The organism is Leifsonia sp. AK011 (assembly GCF_013410945.1).
In the GTDB taxonomy this organism is placed as follows: Bacteria; Actinomycetota; Actinomycetes; order Actinomycetales; family Microbacteriaceae; genus Rhodoglobus.
Map to the genome: position 1 here is coordinate 1,594,281 of NZ_JACCCH010000001.1, position 22,860 is coordinate 1,617,140.

Annotated in this window: 23 protein-coding genes; 16 read left to right on the top strand and 7 right to left on the bottom strand. The window is 68.1% G+C overall.

What is annotated here, in order from left to right; all coding sequences use genetic code 11:
• Positions 1-11 precede the first annotated feature (11 nt).
• From HDC94_RS07790 to rbfA, 3 genes are all read left to right on the top strand, one after another.
• On the top strand, positions 12-281 hold the full coding sequence (locus HDC94_RS07790) for a YlxR family protein (protein ID WP_179496425.1): 270 nt from the start codon (positions 12-14) through the stop codon (positions 279-281).
• 95 nt (positions 282-376) lie between these two features.
• Positions 377-3,124: a translation initiation factor IF-2 gene (gene infB, locus HDC94_RS07795; protein ID WP_179496427.1), complete on the top strand. Its 2,748-nt coding sequence runs from the start codon at positions 377-379 to the stop codon at positions 3,122-3,124.
• 168 nt (positions 3,125-3,292) lie between these two features.
• Complete coding sequence (gene rbfA, locus HDC94_RS07800; protein ID WP_179496429.1) at positions 3,293-3,724, top strand: 30S ribosome-binding factor RbfA; 432 nt, start codon at positions 3,293-3,295, stop codon at positions 3,722-3,724.
• Between the two features lie 7 nt (positions 3,725-3,731).
• On the opposite strand, the gene HDC94_RS07805 is transcribed toward rbfA, so the two are convergent.
• From HDC94_RS07805 to HDC94_RS07820, 4 genes are all read right to left on the bottom strand, one after another.
• The gene (locus HDC94_RS07805; RefSeq protein WP_179496431.1) at positions 3,732-4,040 is read right to left on the bottom strand and encodes a hypothetical protein; all 309 of its coding nucleotides are present in this window, start codon (positions 4,038-4,040) and stop codon (positions 3,732-3,734) included.
• 17 nt (positions 4,041-4,057) lie between these two features.
• On the bottom strand, positions 4,058-4,519 hold the full coding sequence (locus tag HDC94_RS07810) for a hypothetical protein (RefSeq protein ID WP_179496433.1): 462 nt from the start codon (positions 4,517-4,519) through the stop codon (positions 4,058-4,060).
• Entirely contained in the window at positions 4,516-5,391 is an 876-nt protein-coding gene (locus tag HDC94_RS07815; protein ID WP_179496434.1) for an Fpg/Nei family DNA glycosylase, read from the bottom strand. The genes HDC94_RS07810 and HDC94_RS07815 overlap by 4 nt, the downstream gene beginning before the upstream one ends.
• An 81-nt stretch (positions 5,392-5,472) precedes the next feature.
• Positions 5,473-6,339: an A/G-specific adenine glycosylase gene (locus HDC94_RS07820; RefSeq protein WP_308495664.1), complete on the bottom strand. Its 867-nt coding sequence runs from the start codon at positions 6,337-6,339 to the stop codon at positions 5,473-5,475.
• Positions 6,340-6,418: 79 nt separating this feature from the next.
• Between HDC94_RS07820 and HDC94_RS07825 the strand changes: the two genes are divergently transcribed.
• Positions 6,419-7,084 (top strand): uridine kinase, encoded by a 666-nt coding sequence (locus HDC94_RS07825; RefSeq protein WP_179496435.1) that lies wholly within the window; start codon positions 6,419-6,421, stop codon positions 7,082-7,084.
• Positions 7,085-7,087: 3 nt separating this feature from the next.
• Here the strand turns inward: HDC94_RS07825 and HDC94_RS07830 are convergent, their stop codons facing one another.
• Positions 7,088-8,092 carry a ketopantoate reductase family protein gene (locus HDC94_RS07830; RefSeq protein ID WP_179496436.1) on the bottom strand — a complete coding sequence of 335 codons (1,005 nt, stop codon included), beginning with the start codon at positions 8,090-8,092 and terminating at the stop codon, positions 7,088-7,090.
• Between the two features lie 51 nt (positions 8,093-8,143).
• On the opposite strand from HDC94_RS07830, the gene truB reads away from it, so the two are divergent.
• From truB to HDC94_RS07855, 5 genes are read left to right on the top strand one after another with little or no spacing between them, the layout of a single operon-like run.
• Positions 8,144-9,103: a tRNA pseudouridine(55) synthase TruB gene (gene truB, locus HDC94_RS07835; RefSeq protein ID WP_179496437.1), complete on the top strand. Its 960-nt coding sequence runs from the start codon at positions 8,144-8,146 to the stop codon at positions 9,101-9,103.
• Entirely contained in the window at positions 9,100-9,486 is a 387-nt protein-coding gene (locus HDC94_RS07840; RefSeq protein WP_179496438.1) for a hypothetical protein, read from the top strand. The genes truB and HDC94_RS07840 overlap by 4 nt, the downstream gene beginning before the upstream one ends.
• A 30-nt stretch (positions 9,487-9,516) precedes the next feature.
• Positions 9,517-9,927 carry a hypothetical protein gene (locus HDC94_RS07845; RefSeq protein ID WP_179496439.1) on the top strand — a complete coding sequence of 137 codons (411 nt, stop codon included), beginning with the start codon at positions 9,517-9,519 and terminating at the stop codon, positions 9,925-9,927.
• The gene (locus tag HDC94_RS07850; protein WP_179496440.1) at positions 9,927-10,877 is read left to right on the top strand and encodes a bifunctional riboflavin kinase/FAD synthetase; all 951 of its coding nucleotides are present in this window, start codon (positions 9,927-9,929) and stop codon (positions 10,875-10,877) included. Before HDC94_RS07845 ends, HDC94_RS07850 begins: the two co-directional genes overlap by 1 nt.
• Before the next feature lie 5 nt (positions 10,878-10,882).
• A complete protein-coding gene (locus HDC94_RS07855; RefSeq protein WP_308495665.1) occupies positions 10,883-12,157 on the top strand; it encodes an MFS transporter in 1,275 nt (424 codons plus the stop codon).
• Here HDC94_RS07855 and HDC94_RS07860 read toward each other — a convergent pair.
• Complete coding sequence (locus tag HDC94_RS07860; protein ID WP_179496442.1) at positions 12,145-13,074, bottom strand: ROK family protein; 930 nt, start codon at positions 13,072-13,074, stop codon at positions 12,145-12,147. The two genes, HDC94_RS07855 and HDC94_RS07860, sit on opposite strands and share 13 nt — an antisense overlap.
• A 67-nt stretch (positions 13,075-13,141) precedes the next feature.
• Here HDC94_RS07860 and deoC point away from each other — a divergent pair, with 67 nt between their 5' ends.
• From deoC to HDC94_RS07895, 7 genes are all read left to right on the top strand, one after another.
• On the top strand, positions 13,142-14,161 hold the full coding sequence (gene deoC / locus HDC94_RS07865; protein WP_308495666.1) for a deoxyribose-phosphate aldolase: 1,020 nt from the start codon (positions 13,142-13,144) through the stop codon (positions 14,159-14,161).
• A gap of 3 nt (positions 14,162-14,164) precedes the next feature.
• The gene (locus HDC94_RS07870; RefSeq protein WP_179496443.1) at positions 14,165-15,607 is read left to right on the top strand and encodes an aldehyde dehydrogenase family protein; all 1,443 of its coding nucleotides are present in this window, start codon (positions 14,165-14,167) and stop codon (positions 15,605-15,607) included.
• Positions 15,601-16,461: an aldehyde dehydrogenase gene (locus tag HDC94_RS07875; protein ID WP_179496444.1), complete on the top strand. Its 861-nt coding sequence runs from the start codon at positions 15,601-15,603 to the stop codon at positions 16,459-16,461. The genes HDC94_RS07870 and HDC94_RS07875 overlap by 7 nt, the downstream gene beginning before the upstream one ends.
• Positions 16,462-16,692: 231 nt before the next feature.
• Positions 16,693-17,907, top strand: a complete 1,215-nt coding sequence (locus tag HDC94_RS07880; RefSeq protein WP_308495667.1) for a Fic family protein — start codon at positions 16,693-16,695, stop codon at positions 17,905-17,907.
• A 291-nt stretch (positions 17,908-18,198) separates the two neighbouring features.
• The gene (locus HDC94_RS07885; RefSeq protein ID WP_179496445.1) at positions 18,199-19,677 is read left to right on the top strand and encodes an SDR family oxidoreductase; all 1,479 of its coding nucleotides are present in this window, start codon (positions 18,199-18,201) and stop codon (positions 19,675-19,677) included.
• Between the two features lie 3 nt (positions 19,678-19,680).
• Positions 19,681-20,556, top strand: a complete 876-nt coding sequence (locus HDC94_RS07890) for a ribokinase (RefSeq protein WP_179496446.1) — start codon at positions 19,681-19,683, stop codon at positions 20,554-20,556.
• 87 nt (positions 20,557-20,643) lie between these two features.
• Positions 20,644-21,516 (top strand): glycerophosphodiester phosphodiesterase family protein, encoded by an 873-nt coding sequence (locus tag HDC94_RS07895; RefSeq protein WP_257021813.1) that lies wholly within the window; start codon positions 20,644-20,646, stop codon positions 21,514-21,516.
• A 15-nt stretch (positions 21,517-21,531) separates the two neighbouring features.
• On the opposite strand, the gene HDC94_RS07900 is transcribed toward HDC94_RS07895, so the two are convergent.
• Complete coding sequence (locus tag HDC94_RS07900) at positions 21,532-22,860, bottom strand: M20/M25/M40 family metallo-hydrolase (protein ID WP_179496448.1); 1,329 nt, start codon at positions 22,858-22,860, stop codon at positions 21,532-21,534.

Consider the following 22,860-nt stretch of genomic DNA (forward strand, 5'->3'; position numbering starts at 1 on the left):
CCGGGGGTAAGATGGAACCCGCAAGAACGTGCCTCGGTTGCCGTTCTCGCGACAACCGCTCCGCTCTTCTGCGGCTGGTTGTGCGAGAGGGCCACGTGGTTCCGGATCCGTCCGGGAGCCTCGATGGACGAGGAGCGTGGGTTCATCCCACACTCGATTGCGTTGACGCCGCAGACAAGCGCCGGGCCTGGTCCCGAGCGTTTCGAACGGCGGGGCTGGACGCGACGGCGGTACGTGCAGCAGTCGATGGCTCGACCGAGTCATCCGAACGAACAGGCTGATTGACCTATGGACAACTAATGAGCGGCTCGAAATGAGACCCGTCCGCTAATCGCCTGCCCCCATGTTCTGGGCGCAGGCTCAGAACAGGAGAAATGTGGCAAACCCACGCGTGCACGAGATCGCATCTGAGCTCGGCATCGAATCTAAAGTCGTTCTTGAGAAGCTCAAGAACATGGGCGAGTTCGTCAAGGGACCGTCCTCCAGCATCGCGCCCCCGGTAGCCCGTCGTGTCAAGGCTGCCCTCGAGGCCGACGGCATCAAGCCGACTCCCGCGCCCGAGAAGCCGAAGGCCGCCCCCAAGGCGGCACCGAAGCCCGTGAACCCCAACCCGGAGCCGGTCGCCGCGCCCGAACCCGTCGCGGATGCCGCGCCGGTTCCCGCAGCGCCCCTCACGGTCGCCGAGCGGCAGGCGCAGGCTGAGGCCGCGGCGGCAGAGGCCAAGGCGGCGGCAGAGGCCGCGGCATCCGCCCCCGCTGGCGCGACGCCCGCAGCCCCCGCCGGGGATGCCCCGCGCCCGAGCAGCATCCCGCGCCCGGGTGCCCCGCGCCCCGGTAACAACCCGTTCGCATCGAACCAGGGAATGGGACGCCCCGGCATCCCGCGCCCCGGCAACAACCCGTTCGCCTCCAACCAGGGGATGGGTCGCCCCGGTGCGCCCGTTCCCCGTCCCGGTGCACCGCGTCCCGGTGGTCCCGGACAGGGTGGCCGTCCCGGCTTCCAGCAGCGCCCGGGTGGCCCCGGTGGCAACTTCCAGCAGCGTCCGGGTGCTCCGCGCCCGGGTGGTCCCGGCGGCTTCCGTCCCGGTGCTCCCGGTGGCGCTCCCGGCAACAACTTCGGCCCGAACCGTCCGCCGGCAGGTGGTGGCGGTCGCGGTCGCGGGCCTGGCGGTGGTACCGCTGGTGCCTTCGGTCGTGGTGGCGGCAAGAGCAAGGCTCGCAAGTCGAAGCGTACGAAGCGCGCAGAATTCGAGCTGAGGGAAGCCCCGTCGCTGGGTGGCGTTGCCGTTCCCCGTGGTGACGGCAAGACGATCATCCGTCTGCGTCGCGGTGCCTCCATCTCGGATCTCGCCGACAAGCTGGAGACGCTGACCGGCCTGACCGTTCAGCCCGGCAGCCTCGTGACCGCCCTGTTCCACCTCGGCCAGATGGCGACCGCAACCGAGTCGCTCGACGAGGGCACCTTCCAGGTGCTCGCCGAGGAGCTCGGCTACAAGATCGAGATGGTCTCGCCCGAGGACGAGGACCGCGAGCTGCTCGCCGGCTTCGACCTCGACCTCGACCAGGAGCTCGAGGACGAGACGGACGAGGACCTCGAGATCCGTCCGCCCGTCGTCACCGTCATGGGTCACGTCGACCACGGAAAGACCAAGCTCCTCGACGCCATCCGCAAGGCCAACGTGGTTGCCGGTGAGGCGGGTGGAATCACCCAGCACATCGGTGCGTACCAGGTCTGGACCGAGCACGAGGGCATCGAGCGCGCCATCACCTTCATCGACACCCCGGGTCACGAGGCGTTCACCGCCATGCGTGCACGTGGTGCACAGGTCACCGACCTCGCGATCCTCGTGGTCGCGGCGGACGACGGCATCATGCCCCAGACCGTTGAGGCCCTCAACCACGCGCAGGCGGCCAACGTGCCGATCGTGGTCGCGGTCAACAAGGTCGACAAGGAGGGTGCGAACCCCGCCAAGGTGCGCCAGCAGCTCACCGAATTCGGCCTCGTTGCCGAGGAGTACGGCGGCGACACGATGTTCATCGACGTGTCGGCGCTCAACAACCTCGGTATCGACAGGCTGCTCGACGCGGTGCTCCTCACGGCGGACGCCGGTCTCGACCTGCGCTCCAACCCCAACAAGGATGCCCGTGGCGTCGCGATCGAGGCCAAGCTCGACAAGGGCCGTGGTGCTGTTGCGACCGTGCTCATCCAGTCGGGAACGCTCCGCGTCGGAGACGCGATCGTCGCCGGAACGGCCTACGGCCGCGTTCGCGCGATGATGGACGAGAACGGTGTGCCGGTCGAGGAGGCCTATCCCTCCCGCCCCGTGCAGGTGCAGGGTCTGTCGACCGTGCCGCGCGCAGGCGACACCTTCATCGTCACCGAGGAGGACCGCACCGCCCGCCAGATCGCCGAGAAGCGCGAGGCCGTGGAGCGCAACGCTCTCCTCGCCAAGGCTCGCAAGCGCATCAGCCTCGAGGACTTCACCAAGGCCCTCGAAGACGGCAAGGTCGAAGCCCTCAACCTCATCATCAAGGGTGACGTGTCCGGTGCCGTCGAGGCACTTGAGGATGCGCTGCTCAAGATCGAGGTCGACGACAGTGTCCAGCTGCGCATCATCCACCGTGGTGTGGGTGCCGTCACCGAGAGCGACGTCAACCTCGCCACGATCGACAACGCGATCATCATCGGATTCAACGTTCGACCCGACACCAAGGCGCGCGAGCGCGCCCAGCGTGAAGGCGTCGACGTGCGTTTCTACTCCGTCATCTACGCCGCGCTCGAGGAGATCGAGAACTCCCTCAAGGGAATGCTCAAGCCCGAGTTCGAAGAGGTGCAGTCCGGTGTCGCCGAGATCCGCGAGATCTTCCGCTCCTCCAAGGTCGGGAACATCGCCGGTGTCATCGTGCGCTCGGGAACGATCACGAGGAACGCGAAGGCACGCGTCATCCGCGATGGCGTCGTCGTCGGCGACAACCTCACGATCGAGAGCTTGCGTCGCTTCAAGGATGACGTCACCGAGGTTCGTACGGACTTCGAGGCTGGTATCGGCCTCGGCAAGTTCAACGACATCCAGGTCGGCGACGAGATTGAGACGATTGAGATGAAGGAAAAGCCGCGCGTGTAGCCCGTGGTTACGGTATCCGGCGGCGATGTTCGGCACGGAAAACGGGGGCCCCGCGAGACCCCGAGTTTCCTTAGCCGAACATCGCCGCCGGATACCTCCAGTCGGGCTTCTCCCTCGCTGAGGAAGCGGGAGAGGAGCCCAGAGTTGCGACGAAGGTAGGAGTAGAACATGGCTGACGCAGCACGGGCGGCGAAGATGGCCGACCGCATCAAGGTCATCGTCGCGAAGACGCTCGAACGCGGGGTCAAGGACCCGCGACTGGGGTTCGTCACGATTACCGACGTTCGAGTCACTGGCGACCTGCAGCACGCCTCCATCTTCTACACGGTCTACGGCTCCGATGAGGAGCGTGCGGACACGGCGGCGGCGCTCAAGTCGGCAACGGGTATGCTGCGCAGCGAGGTGGGCAAGAACCTCACCGCGCGCCTGACTCCCTCCCTTGAGTTCATCCCCGACGGCATCCCCGAGAACGCCGCTCTCATCGCGACTCTCCTCGACGAGGCCGCGGCGCGCGACGCCGAAGTCGAGTCGCTCAAGAAGAAGGCCCAGTACGCCGGCGACGAGGACCCGTACATCAAGCCGCGCGAGCTCGAGGACTAGAGCGGCCTCACCCCAACGCCAGGATGAGCAGGAGCAGCCAGATCGGATTGATCAGGATGCTCAACACAAGCACCACGATCGCCCAACCTTTCCGCGGGCTCCGGGCTGTCCACACGGCTGCTGCGACCGTGGTGACGACACACACCCCGATTCCGATGTAGTTGAGGTGCAGCACCCTGTCGCCGGATTCCCACGTGAGAGCCTGCAGTTCGAGGACCCACAGCACGAGCATCCCGCCGAGGCCCAGCAGTGCGATCGTTCTCGGCACCGTGGTGCGCCGTGCGGGGCGCGGTGTGGAGGTCGTGGACTCCGTCATGCCCGCGAGCCTATTGGTCAGTCAGGCCCGGGAGCTATCGCGAATCTGACGCGGTCGGCAAGATAGGCCTCGAGGGCGACCTCGGCGTAGGCGAGCCGGAGTGTCACGGTACCGTCGTGCTCCACGACCGTGTGGCCAAGCGCGGGCCGGAAGTCGTAGTTGACCGACTCGCCCGTGGCGAACGGTCCACGCGCCGCCGCGCGCTGCAGGTTGCGACGATGCTCCTCCGCCGGGCTCTTGTTGGCGGAGAAGTCCTTCGGGACCACCGCGCGCACGACGCTTCCCGTCGCGAGGAGCTCTCCGTCGCGGGTCACAAGCAGGTCGCCCAGGCGCCACGCACGACCAACGGGAACGAACTTCGCCGGGCGCGTCAGTGGTCCAAGTCGACGCTCGGGGCGCAACTCCGCGAGTGCCTCGTCGGGCACGCCCGCGGCATCCAATCGGGCGGCCGCGTCCGCGACCAGTTCGTCGAGCCTCACTTCAGCAGCCTCGAGAGCACCCGGTCGGCGAGCGGCTTGCCGCCCGTCTGGCAGGTCGGGCAGTACTGGAATGTCGAGTCGCTGTAGATCACCTGGCGAATGGTGTCGCCGCAGACCGGACACGCCTCGCCGGTTCGGCCATGCACCCGCAGGTTCGACTTCTTCTCGCTCTTGAGCTCGGATGCCGCGAGCCCATCCGCTCGCTCGATGGCGGCCCGAAGCGTCCCCTGCATCGCCGCATACAGCTCCGACACCCTCTCCGCGGGCATCGAGGCCGGTGCGAAGGGGGACATCCTGGCAGTGTGCAGGATCTCGTCGGAGTAGGCATTGCCGATGCCCGCGAGGATCGACTGGCTGCGCAGCACTCCCTTGATCTGCGCCCGCCCCTGCGCGGCGAGGATCGCCGCGAACGCCTCCTCCGTGAACGCGGGGTCGAGCGGGTCCGGGCCGAGCGTGCGCAGGTTCGCGACATCCGCCGGGCTGCGCACGACGTGGATCTGGAGGCTCTTCTTAGTGCCGGCCTCGGTGAGGTCGAAGCCGCTGCCGGGGCGCTCATCGTCTGGCACGAGGACGAGTCGGGCGGCGAGGGGGCCGCGGCCCGGGCGCGCGGAAGGCTGAGGCGCGGCATCCCGCCACCGGAGCCAGCCCGCGCGGGCGAGGTGGATGACGAGGTGCAACTGGCCGATACCGATGTCGAGGAACTTGCCGTGACTGTCGACGCTCACGATCTCCTGGCCAGCGAGCGCGCTCACCGGCGGGTCGAACGTCTTCAGTGCCGGGAAGGCCACGATGTCGAGGCGCTCCACAGTGCGGCCCACGAGGCGACCGCGCAGGTCGCTGGCGAGCGCATGCACTTCTGGCAGCTCCGGCATTCCTCCAGTGTCGGTTCGCGCGCTGGTTTGCGCAATCTGCGCGTGTTCGCGGCGACCGCGGGTTGCGCAAACACCAGCGGCTCAGCCTGGCAGCTCGAACCCGCCGTCGACCGCGATCACCAGGCCGTCCGCGAGCAGGCTCGCGAGGGCGCGGTCGCGTTGTGCTGCCTCCGGCCACAGGGTGGCGATCTCTGCGGTTGTCACCGGGATGTCACTGGCTCGAAGCTCCGCCATGATGAGGCCGCGCACCTGGCGGTCGCTGCCCTCGAACCTGGCCTGCACGGGGGTGCGGGCGCCCTCGTAGGGCGGGTAACCGCTCGCGCGCCAGCGGCAGTCGTCCCTGATCGGGCATTCCTCGCAGCGCGGCGCCCGCGCGGTGCAGATGACGGCCCCGAGCTCCATGACGGCGGCATTCGTGACGCGCGCCTCCGCGACATCCTCTGGCAGCACCTGCTCCATGGCGGCCAGATCGCGGCGGGTGGAGGGGGGACCCGGCTCGCCCTGACCGTCAACGGCGCGGGCGAGAACCCGGCGCACGTTCGTGTCAACGACGGGGTGCCGGTCTCCGTAGGCGAACGCGGCAACGGCACGCGCGGTGTAGTCGCCGATGCCGGGGAGCGCGAGCAGCGCGGACACGTCCCGCGGCACGACCCCGCCGTGACGCTCGACGATGGCCACGGCTGCGGCGTGCAGCCGAAGGGCTCGACGCGGGTACCCGAGCCGGTCCCACGCCCGGACGGCGTCCCCGGGCGGCGACGCGGCGAGTGCTGCGGGATCCGGCCACCGGTCGAGCCACTCGGCGAGCCGTGGGATCACCCGCACGACGGGCGTCTGCTGCAACATGACCTCGCTCACGAGGATGCCCCACGCCCCGAACCCGTCCCGTCGCCACGGGAGGTCGCGCTGGTGAGCGCGGAACCACGCGTTCACGGCCGGGGCGATCTGCACCTCACCAACCTAATCGGCTCGGCAGGCCCATTCCGGTCGGCCGAAATCTAGACTGGATGTCACGACCAGATGAGGTGACATGGTGCAGCTGAGATCCGCAACCCGATGGACGTCCGAGAAGCGTGCGGCATTCGATGCGCTCGCGGACGAGTTCCTCGCTCAGTACGCCAAGGGCCGCACGTTCCTGTCGGTGGACGGCATCGATGGTTCCTGCCGGAGGGATTTCGCCGATGCGCTGGCCGAGCGGCTCGGGCGTGGCGGCCACGCGGTGTTCCGGGCATCCATCGACGATTTCCACCGGCCGCGCGCCGAGCGGTTCGCGCGCGGAGTGGATTCTGCGGAGGGGTACTACTACGACTCGTACGACTACGACCTGTTCCGCCGCGTGCTGGTCGAGCCGTTCAGGCTCGGCGGCAGCACCGGATTCGTCACGTCGGCCTTCGACGCCGAGCGCGATGTTCCGGTCGAGATGGAGTGGCTGACCGGTCCGCAGGATGCCACGCTCATCGTTGATGGTCCGTTCCTCGGCAGGCCTGAGCTTCGCGGGCTGTGGAACTTCTCGGTCTGGCTCGACACCTACGCATTGCCCGCCATCACCGTGGACGGGGCGGCGCCGCGCAGCCCGCGCTATGCCGGCGGGGAGCGGCTGTACCTCGCAGAGGCGAACCCTCGCGCCCGTGCATCCGCGATCGTCGACAACACGGATGCCGAGCTGCCGCGCAGGGTCTTCGCGGACAGCTGTTAGGGCTCAGCGCCTCGCCAGCCCCCGGTAGCGGTCGATAACCTGCCGCGAGGTGAGGAACGTGCCGCTCTCCTCGACCTCGTGCACGAGCGAGGTGAGGAGTTCGTTGACGGGCGCGGTGCGACCGATCGCGCCGGCGGCCGTCACGACGGCACCATTCAGGTGGTCGATCTCCGTCGTCTGCCCGCGGCGGATGCTCTGCAGGGTCGAGCCCGGGTTGGGTACGGCGCCGATCCGGGCGCTCATCGCCCTCGGCAGAAACTCACCGATGGCCAGCGGCGCAAGGGCGAAGAATCGCAACAGCCGACGACTCAGGCCCTGGAGCTTCTCGAAGCGCACACCGGACCTGCGGCCGATCCGTACGGCCTCCCGCATGCTCGCGGTCAAGACGCGACGGAGGCCGTCGTCGGCCACCACCTCCTGCACGCTGAGTCCCGTGATCGCCGGGAGTGCGTTGACCTGGTTGATGATGAGCTTCGTCCATTGCGCTCCGCGGAAGTTCGGGATCACCGTCGTCGGCATGACCGGAGCCAGCACACTCGCGACGTAGCGCGCTGGCACGTCGTACTCGCCGTCGACACCCACGTAGGTGGGGCCGGCGGTCGTGACCGTGATCTCCCCGGGGGAGAGGTAGCTCGTCGCGAATGTCGCCAGGCCACCGATGACATCGGACCGGGGCGACGCGGCTCGGGCCGCGGTGATCGAGTCGAGACCGTTCTGCACCACCAGGAGGGGTACACCACGGAGGAGTGCGATGTTGTCGCGGATGGCTGCGACGGCGTCCTGCGCTTTGGTCGCGACGATGACGAGTTCGGGCGAGAACGTGAGTGTCGCATTGGCATCCACGATGGCCGTGTACGTGCCCCAGCCTCCCGTGAGCTTGATGCCCTCGGCTCGGATCGCCGCGAGGTGGTCACCCCGGGCGGTCACCTCGACCTCGTGGCCGCCGCGCACCAGGAGCGCCGCGATGGCACCGCCCACTGCACCCGCACCGATCACTCCCACCCGCATGCCTCGATCCTAGGCGCGGGGCTGTCGAATGCTGGCCGGTAGAATCGAACCATGGATGCTCGGCCGGGGGATGACGCGGCCGACGCACAGCCTGAGGCGCGTCGCCCGGCCCCCGATGCCGTTCTGCTCGTCGACAAGCCAGCCGGGATCACGAGCCACGGTGTCGTTGCTCGCGCCCGCCGTGGCCTCGGCACGCGCAAGGTGGGCCACGCGGGAACCCTCGACCCGATGGCGACGGGTCTCCTGGTGCTCGGGGTTGGCTCCGCAACCCGGCTCCTGACGTGGATCGTCGGGGCGGACAAGACCTACGAGGCGACGATCCGGCTCGGCGCCGGGTCGAACACGGACGACGCCGAGGGGGAACTCGGGCCCGTCGCATCCGAGTCCGCGCTCGCCGACGTCTCGGACGAGGCCATCGTGAGTGGGGTCGCCGCGTTGACGGGTGATCTGCTTCAGCGACCGAGCGCCGTGAGCGCCATCAAGGTCGACGGCAAGCGCGCCTATGCGCTCGTGCGCGAGGGCGAGACCGTCGAACTCCCGGCGCGCCCCGTCACCGTTCGCCGGTTCGAGGTGCTCTCGATCGACCGCGGGGCCGGCTTCATCGACGTTGCCGCGGTCGTCGACTGCACCTCAGGCACCTACATCCGCGCCCTCGCCCGCGACCTTGGCGAATCACTCGGCGTCGGCGGGCATCTCACGGCCCTGCGACGTACGCGCGTCGGCCCGTTCCGTGTCGAGGATGCCGCGTCCCTGGACGATGACCTGCCCGTACACCTCACGCCACCAGCTGCCGTTGCCGAGAAGCTCTTCCCCGTGGTCGCGCTCGACGAGCAGGCAGCGATCGACCTCGGCCACGGCAAGCGCATCACCCTCGGCACTCCGGACGCTTCGCCCGTGGCGGCCCTCGATCCCTCCGGTCGCCTCGTGGGTCTCGTGGAGATCTCCCGCGGTGTCGCGCGCGTTCTCGTGAACTTTCCCGCGCCTGCGGCCGACTCGGAGGGTGCCCCATGATCGAGTGGTTCACTACTGTCCAGATCGCCGTCGCGGTCGCAGCTGGCCTGCTCTGCGTGATCCTCGGGCTCGCCAAGCGGAGCCCCAACGATCTGATCCTCGGTGCAGCAGCCGTCGTGGAGCTTCTTCTCATCGTCCAGGTCGTCATCGCGATCGTCGCCCCGGCCTTCGGGAATGTGCCGACGGGGAGTGGACTTGAGTTCTGGGTGTACCTCGTGTCCGCCGTTCTTCTACCTCCGCTCGCCGTCTTCTGGGCGCTCATCGATCGGACCCGCTGGAGCACGGTGGTGATCGGGGTCGCCTGCCTGGCTATCGCCGTGATGGTCTACCGCATGAACGTCATCTGGTTCGTGCAGGGCCCCGGCGCCCTCCTCGGCCAGTAGCAGAACAGCCCGCAACTAGAATTGGCCCCGATGTCACAGCTCTCCTCGCGTGCGGTCGGTGTCGGCCGCGTCCTCATCGCCGTCTACGCGATCCTCGCGCTCGCGGCGACGGCCAGGTCGATCGTGCAGCTCGCCGGTCGCTTCTCCGAGGCTCCCGTCGCATACTCCCTGTCCGCGTTCGCCGGTCTCGTCTACGTGCTCGCGACCGTCGCGCTCATCGGCAAGGGCCGGCGCTGGTACGTCGTGGCGTGGATCGCGATCGGAATCGAGCTCCTCGGTGTGCTCGTCGTCGGAACCCTGAGCATCGTGCATCCCGAGTACTTCCCCCACGACACGGTGTGGTCGTACTTCGGCAGGGGATACCTGTTCATTCCGCTCGTGCTGCCGATCCTCGGCATCCTCTGGCTGGTGCGTTCGCGCCCGCGCCCCGAGGAGTCCTGATGGAGTTCTGGACGGACACTGCGGCGGTGCCACCGGACTTCGGCCCGAGTGCCGTCACGGTGGGCAAGTTCGACGGACTCCATGCCGGACACCGCGCCGTGATCGACCGGCTGCGGTTCATCTCGAACGACCGCGGACTCGTGCCGACGGTCGTCACCTTCGACAGGAACCCGCTCAGCCTCCTGCGACCCGAGCTGTGCCCCGAGCCTCTCGTGAGCAACGCACAGAAGGTCGAGCTGCTCGAGTCGGCCGGTGTGGGCGCCGTTCTCATGGTGACCTTCGACGAGGCGCTGCGCGACATGTCGCCGGAGCAGTTCGTGCAGCGGATCCTGGTGGATGCTTTGCACGCCAAGGTCATCTTCGTCGGCGGCGACTTCCGTTTCGGTGCCAGGGGTGCCGGCGACGTCGCCATGCTCGAATCGCTCGGCCGCGAGCACGGGTTCGAGGTGATCCGCATCGAGGATGTCGCGCCCCACGGACCGCGACGAGTCTCCTCTACATGGGTTCGAGAACTCCTTGCCGAAGGCGACGTGAAGCAGGCTTCGAGGTTGCTCGGAGGGCTGCCGAGCGTGCGATCCACGGTCGTGCACGGCGCGCACCGGGGTCGCGAACTCGGCTATCCGACGGCAAACCTCGCCCCCGATCTCGAGGGGCTCGCGCCCGCGGACGGCGTGTACGCAGCGTGGCTCGTGGTCGACGGCAACCGCTACGGGGCCGCGGTATCGATCGGCAACAATCCGACCTTCGACGGGGTGCCGGAGAAGCAGGTCGAGGCGCACGCCATCGATCAGGACTTCGACCTCTACGACAAGACCGTCACGCTCGAGTTCGTCGACCGCATCAGGGGGATGTGGAAGTTCGACAGCATCGATGAGCTGGTCGCCCAGATCGCGCGCGACGAGGAAGCCGCGCGCGAGATCCTCGGGATCGCCCCGCGAGTCCGACCGTGAACTCCGTGACCCGACGCCCTCTCTGGACGGGTCGGGTGACGGTCCTGGTGGGCATCATCCTGCTCGCCTTCAACCTTCGGACCGCGGTCTCGGCGCTGTCGCCGATCGCCTCCCGCATCCGCGACGATGTGCCCATCGATGCGGTCGGGCTCGGGATCATCGGCACGCTCGCCCCGGTTGCCTTCGCCGCGGCAGGACTTGTCGCGCCCGCCGTCGCGCGTCGCCTGGGCCTCGAGGTGACGATCGTGATCGCGTGCCTCGGGATGATCGCGGGGCCGATCGTCCGCGCGCTCGCGACCGCCTACGCTCCGCTCTTCATCGGCAGTGCGCTGGCGCTCGCCGGCATGGGCTTCGTCAATATCCTGCTCCCCGCTGCAGTCAAGGAGTACTTCCCGGATCGAATCGGACTCGTCACGGGCATCTACGCGAGCCTCCTGGCCATCGGGGCAACGACCCCGCCGATCGTGGCGTCGCCGATCGCGGATGCCGCGGGCTGGCGGGTGTCGATCGGGCTCTGGGGTGTCGTCGCTGCGGTCGCCGTCACCCCCTGGATCACGCTCGCTCTCCGACAGCGCAGGATCTCACAGCAGGCACGCCTCGACGAGGAGCTGCCCGAGGCTCCGCCCGAGCTGGTCGGACGCATCGGACACTCCGTGACGGCCTGGGCGATCGCGGTGACGATCGGAGTGACAGTCTTCGGTGCGTACGCGATGTTCGCCTGGCTGCCGCAGTTGGTTGTGGATATCGCGGGGGTGGATGCGGCCACGGCCGGGTCGCTCCTCGGTGTCTTCGCTCTCATGGGTCTGCCGGGCTCGCTCCTGGCCCCCGTGATCGCCGCGCACGTCCGGAACGTCGGACCGATCATCTGGGCGGGGCTCGGCTGCTTCCTCGTGGGCTACCTCGGACTGCTGTTCGTGCCCACCTACGGGACCGTCGTATGGGTCGCCCTTGTCGGACTGGGCCCGCTGAGCTTCCCGCTCTCGCTGGCCCTCATCGGGCTGCGCACGAGAACACCCGCGGCCGCCGCGGGCCTCAGCGGGTTCTCGCAGGCCGTCGGCTACAGCATCGGCGCGCTGGGTCCGCTCGTGATCGGCATTCTCCACGACGCGACCGGCTCCTGGACGGTGCCCCTGATCGTGCTCATGGTCGCGGCTCTCCCCGCCGGCTTCGCCGCGATCGTGCTTGCGCGGCCCCGCTTCGTGGAGGACGAACTCGACACGCGCGCGGCCAAGCGGGCACGCAGGGCACGCGAGGAACGCGCCGCCGCTCAGGAGCGGTAGTCGGGGCGGTGCACGAGCGCCGCGGCACCGATGAGCGGACCCTCGTCGGAAAGTCCGGAGGGCAGCACGGTGACCTTGGCCACGAAGGGGAACGGACTCCTCTGGGCGATGGCCGATCGGATGATGTCGAACAGGTCGGGGCTCACTCGAGAGAACCCGCCGCCGATCGCGACCACATCGAGATCGAGGAGCGCGGTCGCCGAGGCGATCGCCTGTCCGATCGCAGTGCCCGACCGGACCACCGCTGCCCGCGCGATCGGGTCGCCGGCGGCGTAGCTCGCGGCGAGCTCCTCGCCGGTCGATCCGTTCCAGCCCTGGCTTCGAGCCCACGCGGTTGTCGCAGGCCCGGATGCGACGGCCTCGACGCATCCCGTACCACCGCAGAGGCACGGAGTGTCGAACCCGCCGACCTCGACGTGGCCGATGTGCCCTGCGTTGCCCGTGGGACCGGCGACCGAGCGGTCGCCGAGGATGAGGCCGCCACCGATGCCGGTCGAGACGACCATGCCCATGAGGTTCCTCGCACCCTGGGCAGCTCCGAGCCAGTGCTCGGCGAGCGTGATGCATTCGCCGTCGACACGCAGCACGACGGGGATGTCGGGATGCAGCGACACCGCGAGATCCCGCAACGGAAAGTCGCGCCAGGCCGGCAGATTGAGCGGCGAGACCCGCCCGGTGTCCACGGAAATGGGGCCAGCCGACCCGATGCCCACCCCCGTGAGAACATCGCCCTGGGGGAGTGCGGCCGCCGCATTGACCAGCACTGAGCGCACGTTCGCCTCGAGCTGTTCGCTCGTCGATTCGCGACCGGTGGGCGCTCGGAATCGCGAGCCGGCGAGAACCCGCCCGTCCGAGTCGACGAGCGCCGCCTCGACCTTCGTTCCGCCGAGGTCCGCTGCCACTACCCAACTGGTCATCCCGCCAGCATAGGAGAAGTCGCCTCCCGCCCAGATCACCCACAGGGCCCCTCGGTAGACTGTGACGGTGAACGCATCAAAGCAGGTCGGAGCCGCCCTGGCCCCCGCAGAGCGTGCGATAGAGCTCATCGGATCGGACCTCACAGAGAAGTCCCTCCGCCAGTACCTCGAGGGTCTTCCCGGAGTCGACGCCGTCGGCCTCGAGCAGCGGGCCGCCGGTCTCGGCACACGGTCGATCAAGGCCGCATCCAAGGCCTGGGCCCTCGACACGATCATCCGTCTCATCGATCTCACGACCCTCGAGGGTGCTGACACCCCCGGCAAGGTTCGTTCGCTCGTCGCCAAGGCGCTCGTGCCCGACGCGCTCGATGCCACGACCCCCCGGGTCGCCGCGGTGTGCGTGTACGGCGACATGGTGCCGACCGCCGTGGCCGCGCTGGGCGAGGCCCACGGTGATCCCGACGACGGCGGTGTCTCGGTCGCGGCCGTGGCCACCGCGTTCCCGAGTGGTCGTGCCTCGCTCGCGGTGAAGCTCGCGGACACCGCGGACGCAGTCGCTGCAGGCGCCGACGAGATCGACATGGTGATCGACCGCGGCGCGTTCCTCGCGGGCAACTACGGGCTCGTCTTCGACCAGGTCGTGGCGGTCAAGGAGGCCTGCCGTCGTGAGGACGGTAGCTACGCGAGTCTCAAGGTGATCCTCGAGACCGGTGAACTGAACACCTACGACAACGTGCGCCGGGCATCCTGGCTGTCGATCCTCGCCGGTGGCGACTTCATCAAGACCTCGACGGGCAAGGTGTCGCCCGCCGCGACTCTGCCCGTCACCCTTCTCATGCTCGAGGTCGTGCGCGACTGGCACCGGCTGACGGGCGAGCGCATCGGTGTGAAGCCCGCGGGTGGCATCCGCGCGTCGAAGGACGCGATCAAGTACCTCGTGACCGTCGCCGAGACCGTGGGCGAGGAGTGGCTCCAGCCGCACCTGTTCCGCTTCGGTGCGTCGAGCCTCCTCAACGATGTTCTTCTGCAGCGCCAGAAGCTCCGCTCCGGCCGGTACTCCGGCCCCGACTACGTGACGATGGACTGACCCATGAGTTTCTTGGACTACGCGCCCGCGCCGGAATCGACGAGCGTCCTGAAGCTGCAGGACAGCTACGGGCTGTTCATCGACGGCCAGTTCGTGAAGGGGCACGGCAAGCCGTTCCTGACGGTGTCTCCCGCGACCGAGGAGCGCATCGCGGAGATCGCGAACGCGAACGCGAAGGACGTGGATGCCGCGGTGGCGGCGGCCCGCCGCGCCTACGACCGCACGTGGTCGAAGCTCAGCGGTGCCGACCGCGGCAAGTACCTGTTCCGCATCGCGCGGCTGGTGCAGGAGCGTGCGCGCGAACTCGCCGTCGCCGAGAGCCTCGACAACGGCAAGCCCATCAAGGAATCGCGTGACGTCGACGTTCCCCTGGTCGCGGCATGGTTCTTCTACTACGCCGGGTGGGCCGACAAGCTCGACTACGCGGGGCTCGGCCCCAACCCGCAGTCGCTCGGTGTCGCCGCCCAGGTGATCCCGTGGAACTTCCCGCTGCTCATGCTCGCCTGGAAGATCGCCCCGGCGCTCGCCGCGGGCAACACCGTCGTCATCAAGCCAGCGGAGACCACGCCCCTCACGGCGCTGATCTTCGCGGAGATCCTCCAGCAGGCCGACCTGCCTGCCGGGGTCGTGAACATCCTCACGGGCGCTGGTGACACCGGCGAGGCGCTCGTCAACCACCCCGACGTCAACAAGGTGGCTTTCACCGGGTCGACTGCTGTGGGTCGCTCCATCGCGAAGTCCGTCGCCGGCACCGACAAGAAGGTGACCCTCGAACTCGGCGGCAAGGCCGCGAACATCGTGTTCGATGACGCGCCCATCGACCAGGCCGTTGAAGGCATCGTGAACGGCATCTTCTTCAACCAGGGCCACGTCTGCTGTGCCGGCTCGCGCCTGCTCGTGCAGGAGAACATCCACGACGAGGTCGTGGAGCGACTCAAGTCGCGACTGTCGACCCTGCGCCTGGGTGACCCACTCGACAAGAACACCGACATCGGTGCGATCAACTCGCGCGAGCAGCTCGATCGCATCCGGGAGCTCAGCGAGATCGGTGAGGCCGAGGGTGCCGAGCGCTGGAGCGCACCGTGCGAGATCCCGGCCAAGGGCTTCTGGTTCGCCCCGACCATCTTCACGAACGTCTCGACCTCGAGCCGGATCGCCCGAGAGGAGATCTTCGGACCGGTGCTGAGCGTGCTCACCTTCCGAACGCCGGCCGAGGCGATCGCCAAGGCCAACAACACCCCGTACGGGCTGTCCGCCGGCATCTGGAGCGACAAGGGATCGAAGATCCTCGCCGTCGCCGACCAGCTGCGCGCCGGTGTGATCTGGGCCAACACGTTCAACAGGTTCGACCCCGCGAGCCCGTTCGGTGGCTACAAGGAGTCCGGCTACGGGCGCGAGGGTGGCCGTCACGGCCTCGCTGCGTACCTGAAGGGATCATCATGGTAGGTCGCCTGGCAGTGCCCAAGACGTACAAGCTCTACATCGGCGGCAAGTTCCCGCGTAGCGAGAGCGGACGCACCTACGAGGTCGTCTCCGCAAAGGGCACGTTCCTCGCGAACGCCGCCCTCGCCAGCCGTAAGGATGCCCGGGATGCAGTCGTGGCAGCACGCTCCGCTTTCGCGGGCTGGTCCTCGGCCACCGGCTACAACCGCGGCCAGGTGCTGTACAGGATCGCCGAGCTGCTCGAGGGTCGCCGCGACCAGTTCGTGGAGGAGATCGTGGCATCCGAGGGTCTCGCGAAGCCAGCCGCCACCAAGCAGGTGGACGCGGCGATCGACGCGTGGGTCTGGTACGCGGGCTGGGCCGACAAATACGTGCAGGTGGCAGGCAACGGTAACCCCGTGAGCGGCCCGTACTTCAACCTGTCGACTCCCGAGCCCACGGGTGTCGTGGCGATCATCGCCCCGCAGTCCGGTGGCTCGCTCCTGGGTCTTGCGAGCGTTGTGGCGCCCGCCATCCTCACCGGCAACACCGTCGTCGTGGTGGCCAGCGAGTCTGCACCGCTCACGGCGATCTCGCTCGCCGAGGTGCTGGCCACGAGTGACGTTCCCGGGGGAGTGGTCAACGTGCTGACGGGGTCACCTGCGGAAATCGCACCGTGGCTCGCCGCGCACGCCGACGTCAACGGGCTGGACCTCGCGGGCGCTGGCGCCCTCGAGTGGGTCGACCTGCAGATCGCGGCAGCCGACACCCTCAAGCGCGTGCTCGCCCCCGAGCCGGGAGTGCCCTCGCCGTCCCTCGAGCGCATCGTCGCCTTCACGGAGACGAAGACCGTCTGGCACACCAAGAGTCTTCTTTAATATTCGTCGCCACGGAAGCCGAAAGGTCAGGTTGGGGCTCAGAGCTGCGGCGGTTTCTCGTTCGATGCCGCCAGCTCAGCGCAGCCGTGCGGTGCTTCGTGTCGTCGCTTCTTTTGTAGGTCCGACCGGTTCCAGCTACACATCACAGAACCGAGAATAGCCCTCTCATTATTATCGTTTACGTAGGATAAACGCGAATAACCGCTACGCTGTTGATGGTTAGGAGCGTCCGTGTCTGAGAACCAGAGTGAGCCCGTCACGGCATGGGCCGCACAGAAGACGGCGCTGGTGCCGTGGGTGAGTCGCGGGCGCCGGGGCTCCCGCGCAGATCGGATGCTTACCGAGGTCGCGGTGTCGCTGCCGCCGAAGATCGCCGAGCTCGAGTTCACCCCAAGCTCGACCCGAGAGCTCGATCGTGCAGTCCGTGAAGCCACGGCTCTCGAAGACGACGCGGCTGACCTGATGGCGCCGCTTGGTCGATTCCTGATCAGGATCGAGTCGGTGGCGTCGTCGAAGATCGAGTCCGTCGAAGCTTCACCCGATGACTACGCGAGAGCGATCGCTGGTGTCAGATCGAACTCTGCCGCAGTGTCCATGGTCGCCGCGGCCAAGGCGGTCACACGGCTCGTCGACGCTTCCGCCACCGCTATCGAGCTGCCTGCGATTCTGGATGCCCACCGGTTGCTGATGGAGGACGATCCCGCCGAGCGCGACTACGCCGGCCGAGTCAGAGACATGCAGAACTGGATCGGCGGAAGTGACTACTCGCCACGGGGCGCGCTCTACGTGCCACCCCCTGGCGAGACCGTCGCCGACTATATGGATGACCTGCTCCGATTCGTGAACCGGGACGATATCCATCCGGTTGCGCAGGCCGCGATAGCACATGCGCAGTTCGAGTCGATCCACCCGTTCACGGACGGCAATGGTCGCATTGGCCGTGCGCTGCTGAACTCGGTGCTTCGTCGCACAGGGGTCTCCAAGACCGTCGTCATCCCTATCGCGTCAGCGCTAGCCGCCGACCAGAACTTCTACTTCGGATTGCTCGGTCGATACCGCGAAGGCGACGCGGATGCGATCGTGCAGGATCTCGCGCTCGGAGCGCAGGTGGCATCTCGGGAAGCCGCGAAGACTGCAGCCACCTTCCGAGGCCTGCCGAGGGAGTGGTATGCGGTCGCCCGTCCTCGTCGCGGAAGCGCAGTGGAGACGCTAGTCGATGCACTGCTCGAAAACCCGATAATCACCGCCGCCGACGCTGAACGGATCGCCGGCGTCGAGACTGCCAATGCCTATCGAGCGATGCGACGCCTCGAAGACGCGGGTGTCGTGCGCGAGGTGACGGGCCGGAAGCGCGAACAGGTATGGGCGGCAATCGCCGTCCTCGATGAGCTCGATGATCTCAACGTGCGCATTGCTGCCGCCATTCGTGTCGAGCGCGGGAATTGAACGAACGGGTCCGGGCGCAGCCACACGCGCCATGGGAGGTGCGGTCCGGCAGCGAAGCCATCAGTGCCGGGCAGGAGCCGGCGGCCTATCGTTGTTCTCGAAGTGAAGCGATGAGCTTGCATGGGTTGACCAGGCAGACGAGAGGTGACCAGTGCATGTGGAGATGGACCCGGACGACAAGAGAGAATGCGACCAAGACCAGAAGCTAACCCCTTCTGGCACACCAAGTCCCTCCTCTGAGCGTCCCTGTCAATCGGTGGCGACGAGCGGGATAACCGGAGAAGGTTGACCATGCGCATTCTCGTGACCGGGTCGACCGGCTATATCGGCGGGCGTCTCACGCCCCGTCTCCTCGAAGCCGGCCACGAGGTGCGCGTTCTCGTGCGTGACCCCAGCAAGCTGCGCGACGTTCCGTGGGCCTCCCGCGTCGACATCGCGGCGGGGGACCTGACGGATGCCACGACCCTCGCAGCGGCGTTCGAGGGTGTCGACGTCGTCTACTACCTCGTGCACGCGATGGGTGCACGCGGGGACTTCGAGGCGACCGAGGTCGCGTCTGCGGAGAACGCGAGCACGGCGGCGAAGGCCGCTGGAGTCTCACGCATCGTGTACCTCGGCGGGCTGCATCCCGACGTTCCACTCTCGACGCTGAGCAAGCACCTGCGCAGCCGTGCTGAGGTCGGGCAGATCCTGCTCGACTCCGGGGTGCCGACGGCGGCGTTCCAGGCTGGGACGGTCATCGGCTCCGGGTCCGCGTCGTTCGAGATGATCCGGCACCTCACCGACGTGCTGCCGTACATGCCGGCGCCGAAGTGGGTGCGCAACTTCATCCAGCCCATCGCCGTTCGCGACGTGCTCTACTACCTCATCGAGGCGGCGAAGCTGCCGGCGAGTGTCAACCGGACGCTCGACATCGGCGGCCCCGACGTGCTGCGGTACGGGCAGATGATGAACGGCTACGCGGTGGAAGCGGGCCTGCACCAGCGGCCCATCGCATCCCTCCCCGTGCTCACACCGTGGCTCGCCTCGCAGTGGGTCAACCTCGTGACCCCGATCCCGCGTCAGCTGGCCGTGCCGATCATCGCGAGCCTCCAGTACGACTGCGTGGCCAGCGAGCACGACATCGCGGAGTTCATCCCCGACCCCGAGGGTGGGCTCACGAGCTATCGGAAGGCCGTGCGCCTCGCGCTCGCAAAGGTGCGGGACGGCGAGGTGGAGACCAGTTGGCAGAACGCGACGATCGCCGGCGCACCCAGCAACCTGCTGCCGAGTGACCCGGACTGGTCGGGCCACACGGTCTACACAGATCTGCGCGAGCAGCACTCCGAGGCATCCGTTGATGATCTCTGGGATGTCGTGGAGGGCATTGGGGGCGAGAACGGCTGGTACTCGTTCCCCCTGGCCTGGGCGGTTCGCGGCTGGGCCGACAAGCTCGTGGGCGGCGTGGGTCTGCGGCGTGGCCGACGGGATGCCCGGCGCCTGAGCCCCGGCGATGCCCTCGACTTTTGGCGCGTCGAGACGATCGACCGGGGTCACACGCTGAGGCTCCGTGCCGAGATGAAGGTGCCGGGACAGGCCTGGCTCGAGATGACCACCGAGGCCGATCCGAACGGCGGTTCGATCTACCGCCAGCGCGCCGTGTTCTTCCCGTCCGGCCTGGGCGGCCGGCTCTACTGGTTCTCGATCCTCCCGTTCCATGGGGTGATCTTCAGCGGCATGGCGAACAAGATCACCGCAACGGCGGCCGCCCGATCCCGGTCGAGGAGCTAGCCCGTGTCACGTGTGTGCGTTGTCGGAAGTGCGAACGTCGACCAGGTCTACTCGCTCGAGCGGATCCCGTCTCCCGGGGAGACGGTGCTCGCCTCGGGGTTCGCGACGGCACGCGGGGGCAAGGGCCAGAACCAGGCCGTCGCGGCGGCGAGGGCTGGTGCCGTGGTGTCGTTCATCGGGGCGGTCGGCACCGATTCGTTCGGCGAGATGACGAGCGCGGGTCTCATCGAGGACGGCATCGACATCTCGCGGCTCCGACGGGTGGCGTCGCCCACCGGGACGGCGATCATCGCCGTGGATGCTGCGGGTGAGAACACGATCATCGTGGACTCCGGGGCCAACGCCACCGTCCACGTCGAGGATGCCGACCGCGCTGCGATCGCGCAGTCCGACGTCCTGCTGCTCCAGCTCGAGATCCCGCTGCCCACCGTTCTCGAGGCGGCGATCGCCGCACGCACAGCCGGGACCACTGCGATCCTCAACGCGGCACCCATGGCGCCCCTGTCCCGGGAGGTGCTCGCCTCGGTGGACGTGCTCGTGGTCAACGAGCACGAGGCCGCGCAGCTCAGCTCGGAGTCCGGGGTGGGTGATCTCACGGAGCTCGTCCCCACCGTCGTCGTGACCCTGGGGGGTGCCGGAGCGGAACTGCACGAGCGGGGCGCGGGGGTCGTGCACGTACCGGCGCCCTCGGTGTCCGTCGTGGATTCCACGGGCGCGGGTGACACGTTCTGTGGTGCATTCGCCGCGGCGGTCGGGGAGGGTTCGGAGCCGCGGGATGCGCTGCGATTCGCGGTTGCCGCGGCATCCCTCTCCGTGCAGCGTGAGGGGGCCGTCCCGTCGATTCCGACTCGCGCCGAGATCGACGACGCGCTCGCGTGAACAAAAGGTAACGAAAAGGTAACGGAGCCGTTATGGTGGAGGGACCCGCAACGAGGCGGGCACACCCGAGACTGATGGAGCGTGTCAATGCCGACACAGCTACGACGGCGACCCGTGCCGGGCCAGCCACTTCTGGCTGCCGCCGGTGCGCTCGTACTCGTGATGGTGATGGTGCTCATCCCCGGCGGCGCACCCTCCGCCTCGACCTTCTCCACCCTCCGTCAACCGGGGGAGGTCCCGTCGGTTGCAGGCCACCGCGGTGACCTGCGCGGCGGCCCCGAGAACACGCTGCCGGCACTTCAAGCCGTCCTCGACAGCTCCGCGGAGTTCGTCGAAACCGACGTGCAGCTGACCGCCGACGGGGTACCCGTGCTCATGCACGACTGGACCCTCGACCGGACGACCGACGGAACGGGCCCGGTGTGGGCGGCCACCTGGGACGAAATCTCCGAGCTGGATGCCGGCTCCTGGGCCGGCTCGGAGTATGCGGGCCTCTCCGTTCCCCACCTCCCCGCGTTCCTCGGCATCCTCAAACCGTCGGACAAGCACGCGATCATCGAACTCAAGGGGTCGTGGACGGCCGAGCAGGTGGCGATCGTCACGACCCTGATCCAGGAGTGGGAACTCTCGCAGCGCGTGGTGCTGGCGAGTTTCGACCTCATGACTCTTCAGGCCGCGCAGTCGGTGGCCCCCACGATCGAACGCGTCATCATCAGTCGCGAGGTCAACGGTGATCCGGCAGTGCTCGCCGAGGCCTGTGGCGCGATCGGGATCGTCACGAGCATCTCTTTCGTCCAGCGGTTTCCCGAGGTCGTCGATCGCATCCACGCCGCGGGCCTCGGGGTGATGCTCTACACGCTCAATGACGAGGGCTCGTGGTCCGAGGCGATCTCGTTGGGCGTGGACGGCATCATCACCGACACCCCGGCAGATCTGGGGAGCTGGGCGCGCGACCAGTAACGCCGGAGCGCGGAGCTAGAACCTGCCGATCAGGGCGCGATAGAACTCGATCCCGCGCAGGTAGCTCGAGACGTGCATCCGTTCGTTCTTGGCGTGAAGCGTGTCGCGCTCGTCACGACTCATCACGAAGGGTGTGAAGCGGTACACGTTGCGGGAGATGCGGGTGAAGTGCCTGCTGTCGGTCGCGCCATTCTGCACGTAGGGGGTGACGATCGCCTCCGGATGCGTCTGGGCCACCGTCTCGGCGATGGCCTCCCAGGCACGCCCCGAGGTCGGCGAGATCGGCGACGGCTCTCCGGGTTGCACGATCTCGATCGTCACCGCCTCATCGCGAATCGCCCTCCGCACATGTGCCACGGCTTCGTCGACGGACGACCCCACGGCCACGCGGATGTTGACAATGGCCTCGGCATGCTCGGCGAGGGCGTTCGCCGCGTGGCCGGCCTCCAGCATCGTGACGGCCTGCGTCGTGCGGATCATCGCGCGCGTCTCGTCCGAGCGCGCGAAGATCCGCAGCAGGAGTGGCTTGGTCACCCTGAGCGAACGCAGCACTCGTCCGACCGTGCCGGTCGCATGGGGTGCAAGTGTGCGGAGCATCGCGAGGCTGGCCGGGTTGAACCCTGAGGGGAACGAACTCCGGTTCAGGCGGACGATCGCACGGGCGAGCCGCGCCGTGGCCGTGAGAGCCGGCGGAGTGGAGGCGTGTCCGCCCTTCTGGTCGACGACCAGGCGAATGAGCGTTGCGCCCTTCTCGGACACTCCCACGACCGCAAGCGGCCGGTCAACACCGGGGAACGCGTCGAGGGCGACGGCGCCGCCCTCGTCCAGCACCAGCGCCGGGCGGATGCCACGACCTTCGAGCACGTCCACGATCGTTGCGGCGCCCGTCCCCGCCGTCTCCTCGTTATGCCCGAAGCTCAGGTAGATATCGTTGGCTGGCGTCACCCCGGACTCAAGCGACCGCTCGACCGCCTCGAGGATCGCCACGAGCGAACCCTTGTCGTCGAGAGTGCCTCGCCCCCAGATGATCCGATCGTCGCCGGAGCCTGTCACCTCGGCCGCGAAGGGGGGATGAGTCCACCCGTCGTCGCTTGCCGCGACGACGTCGTAATGGGCCATAAGCACGGTGGGCTCGCTGTTCCCCGCTCCAGGCCAGCGGTAGAGCATCGAGCGTCCCCCAACGAGTTCGCGCGTGAGGGTGGCGTGGGTGCGCGGGTAGAGCCGGGCCACCGTCTCGATGAACCGATCGAACTGCGCCCAGTCCACCTCGGCCTCGTCGAGCCGGGAGATCGTGGGGATCCGGACGAGCTCCTGCAGGCGTTCGATAGCGCGGTCGTCGTGCAT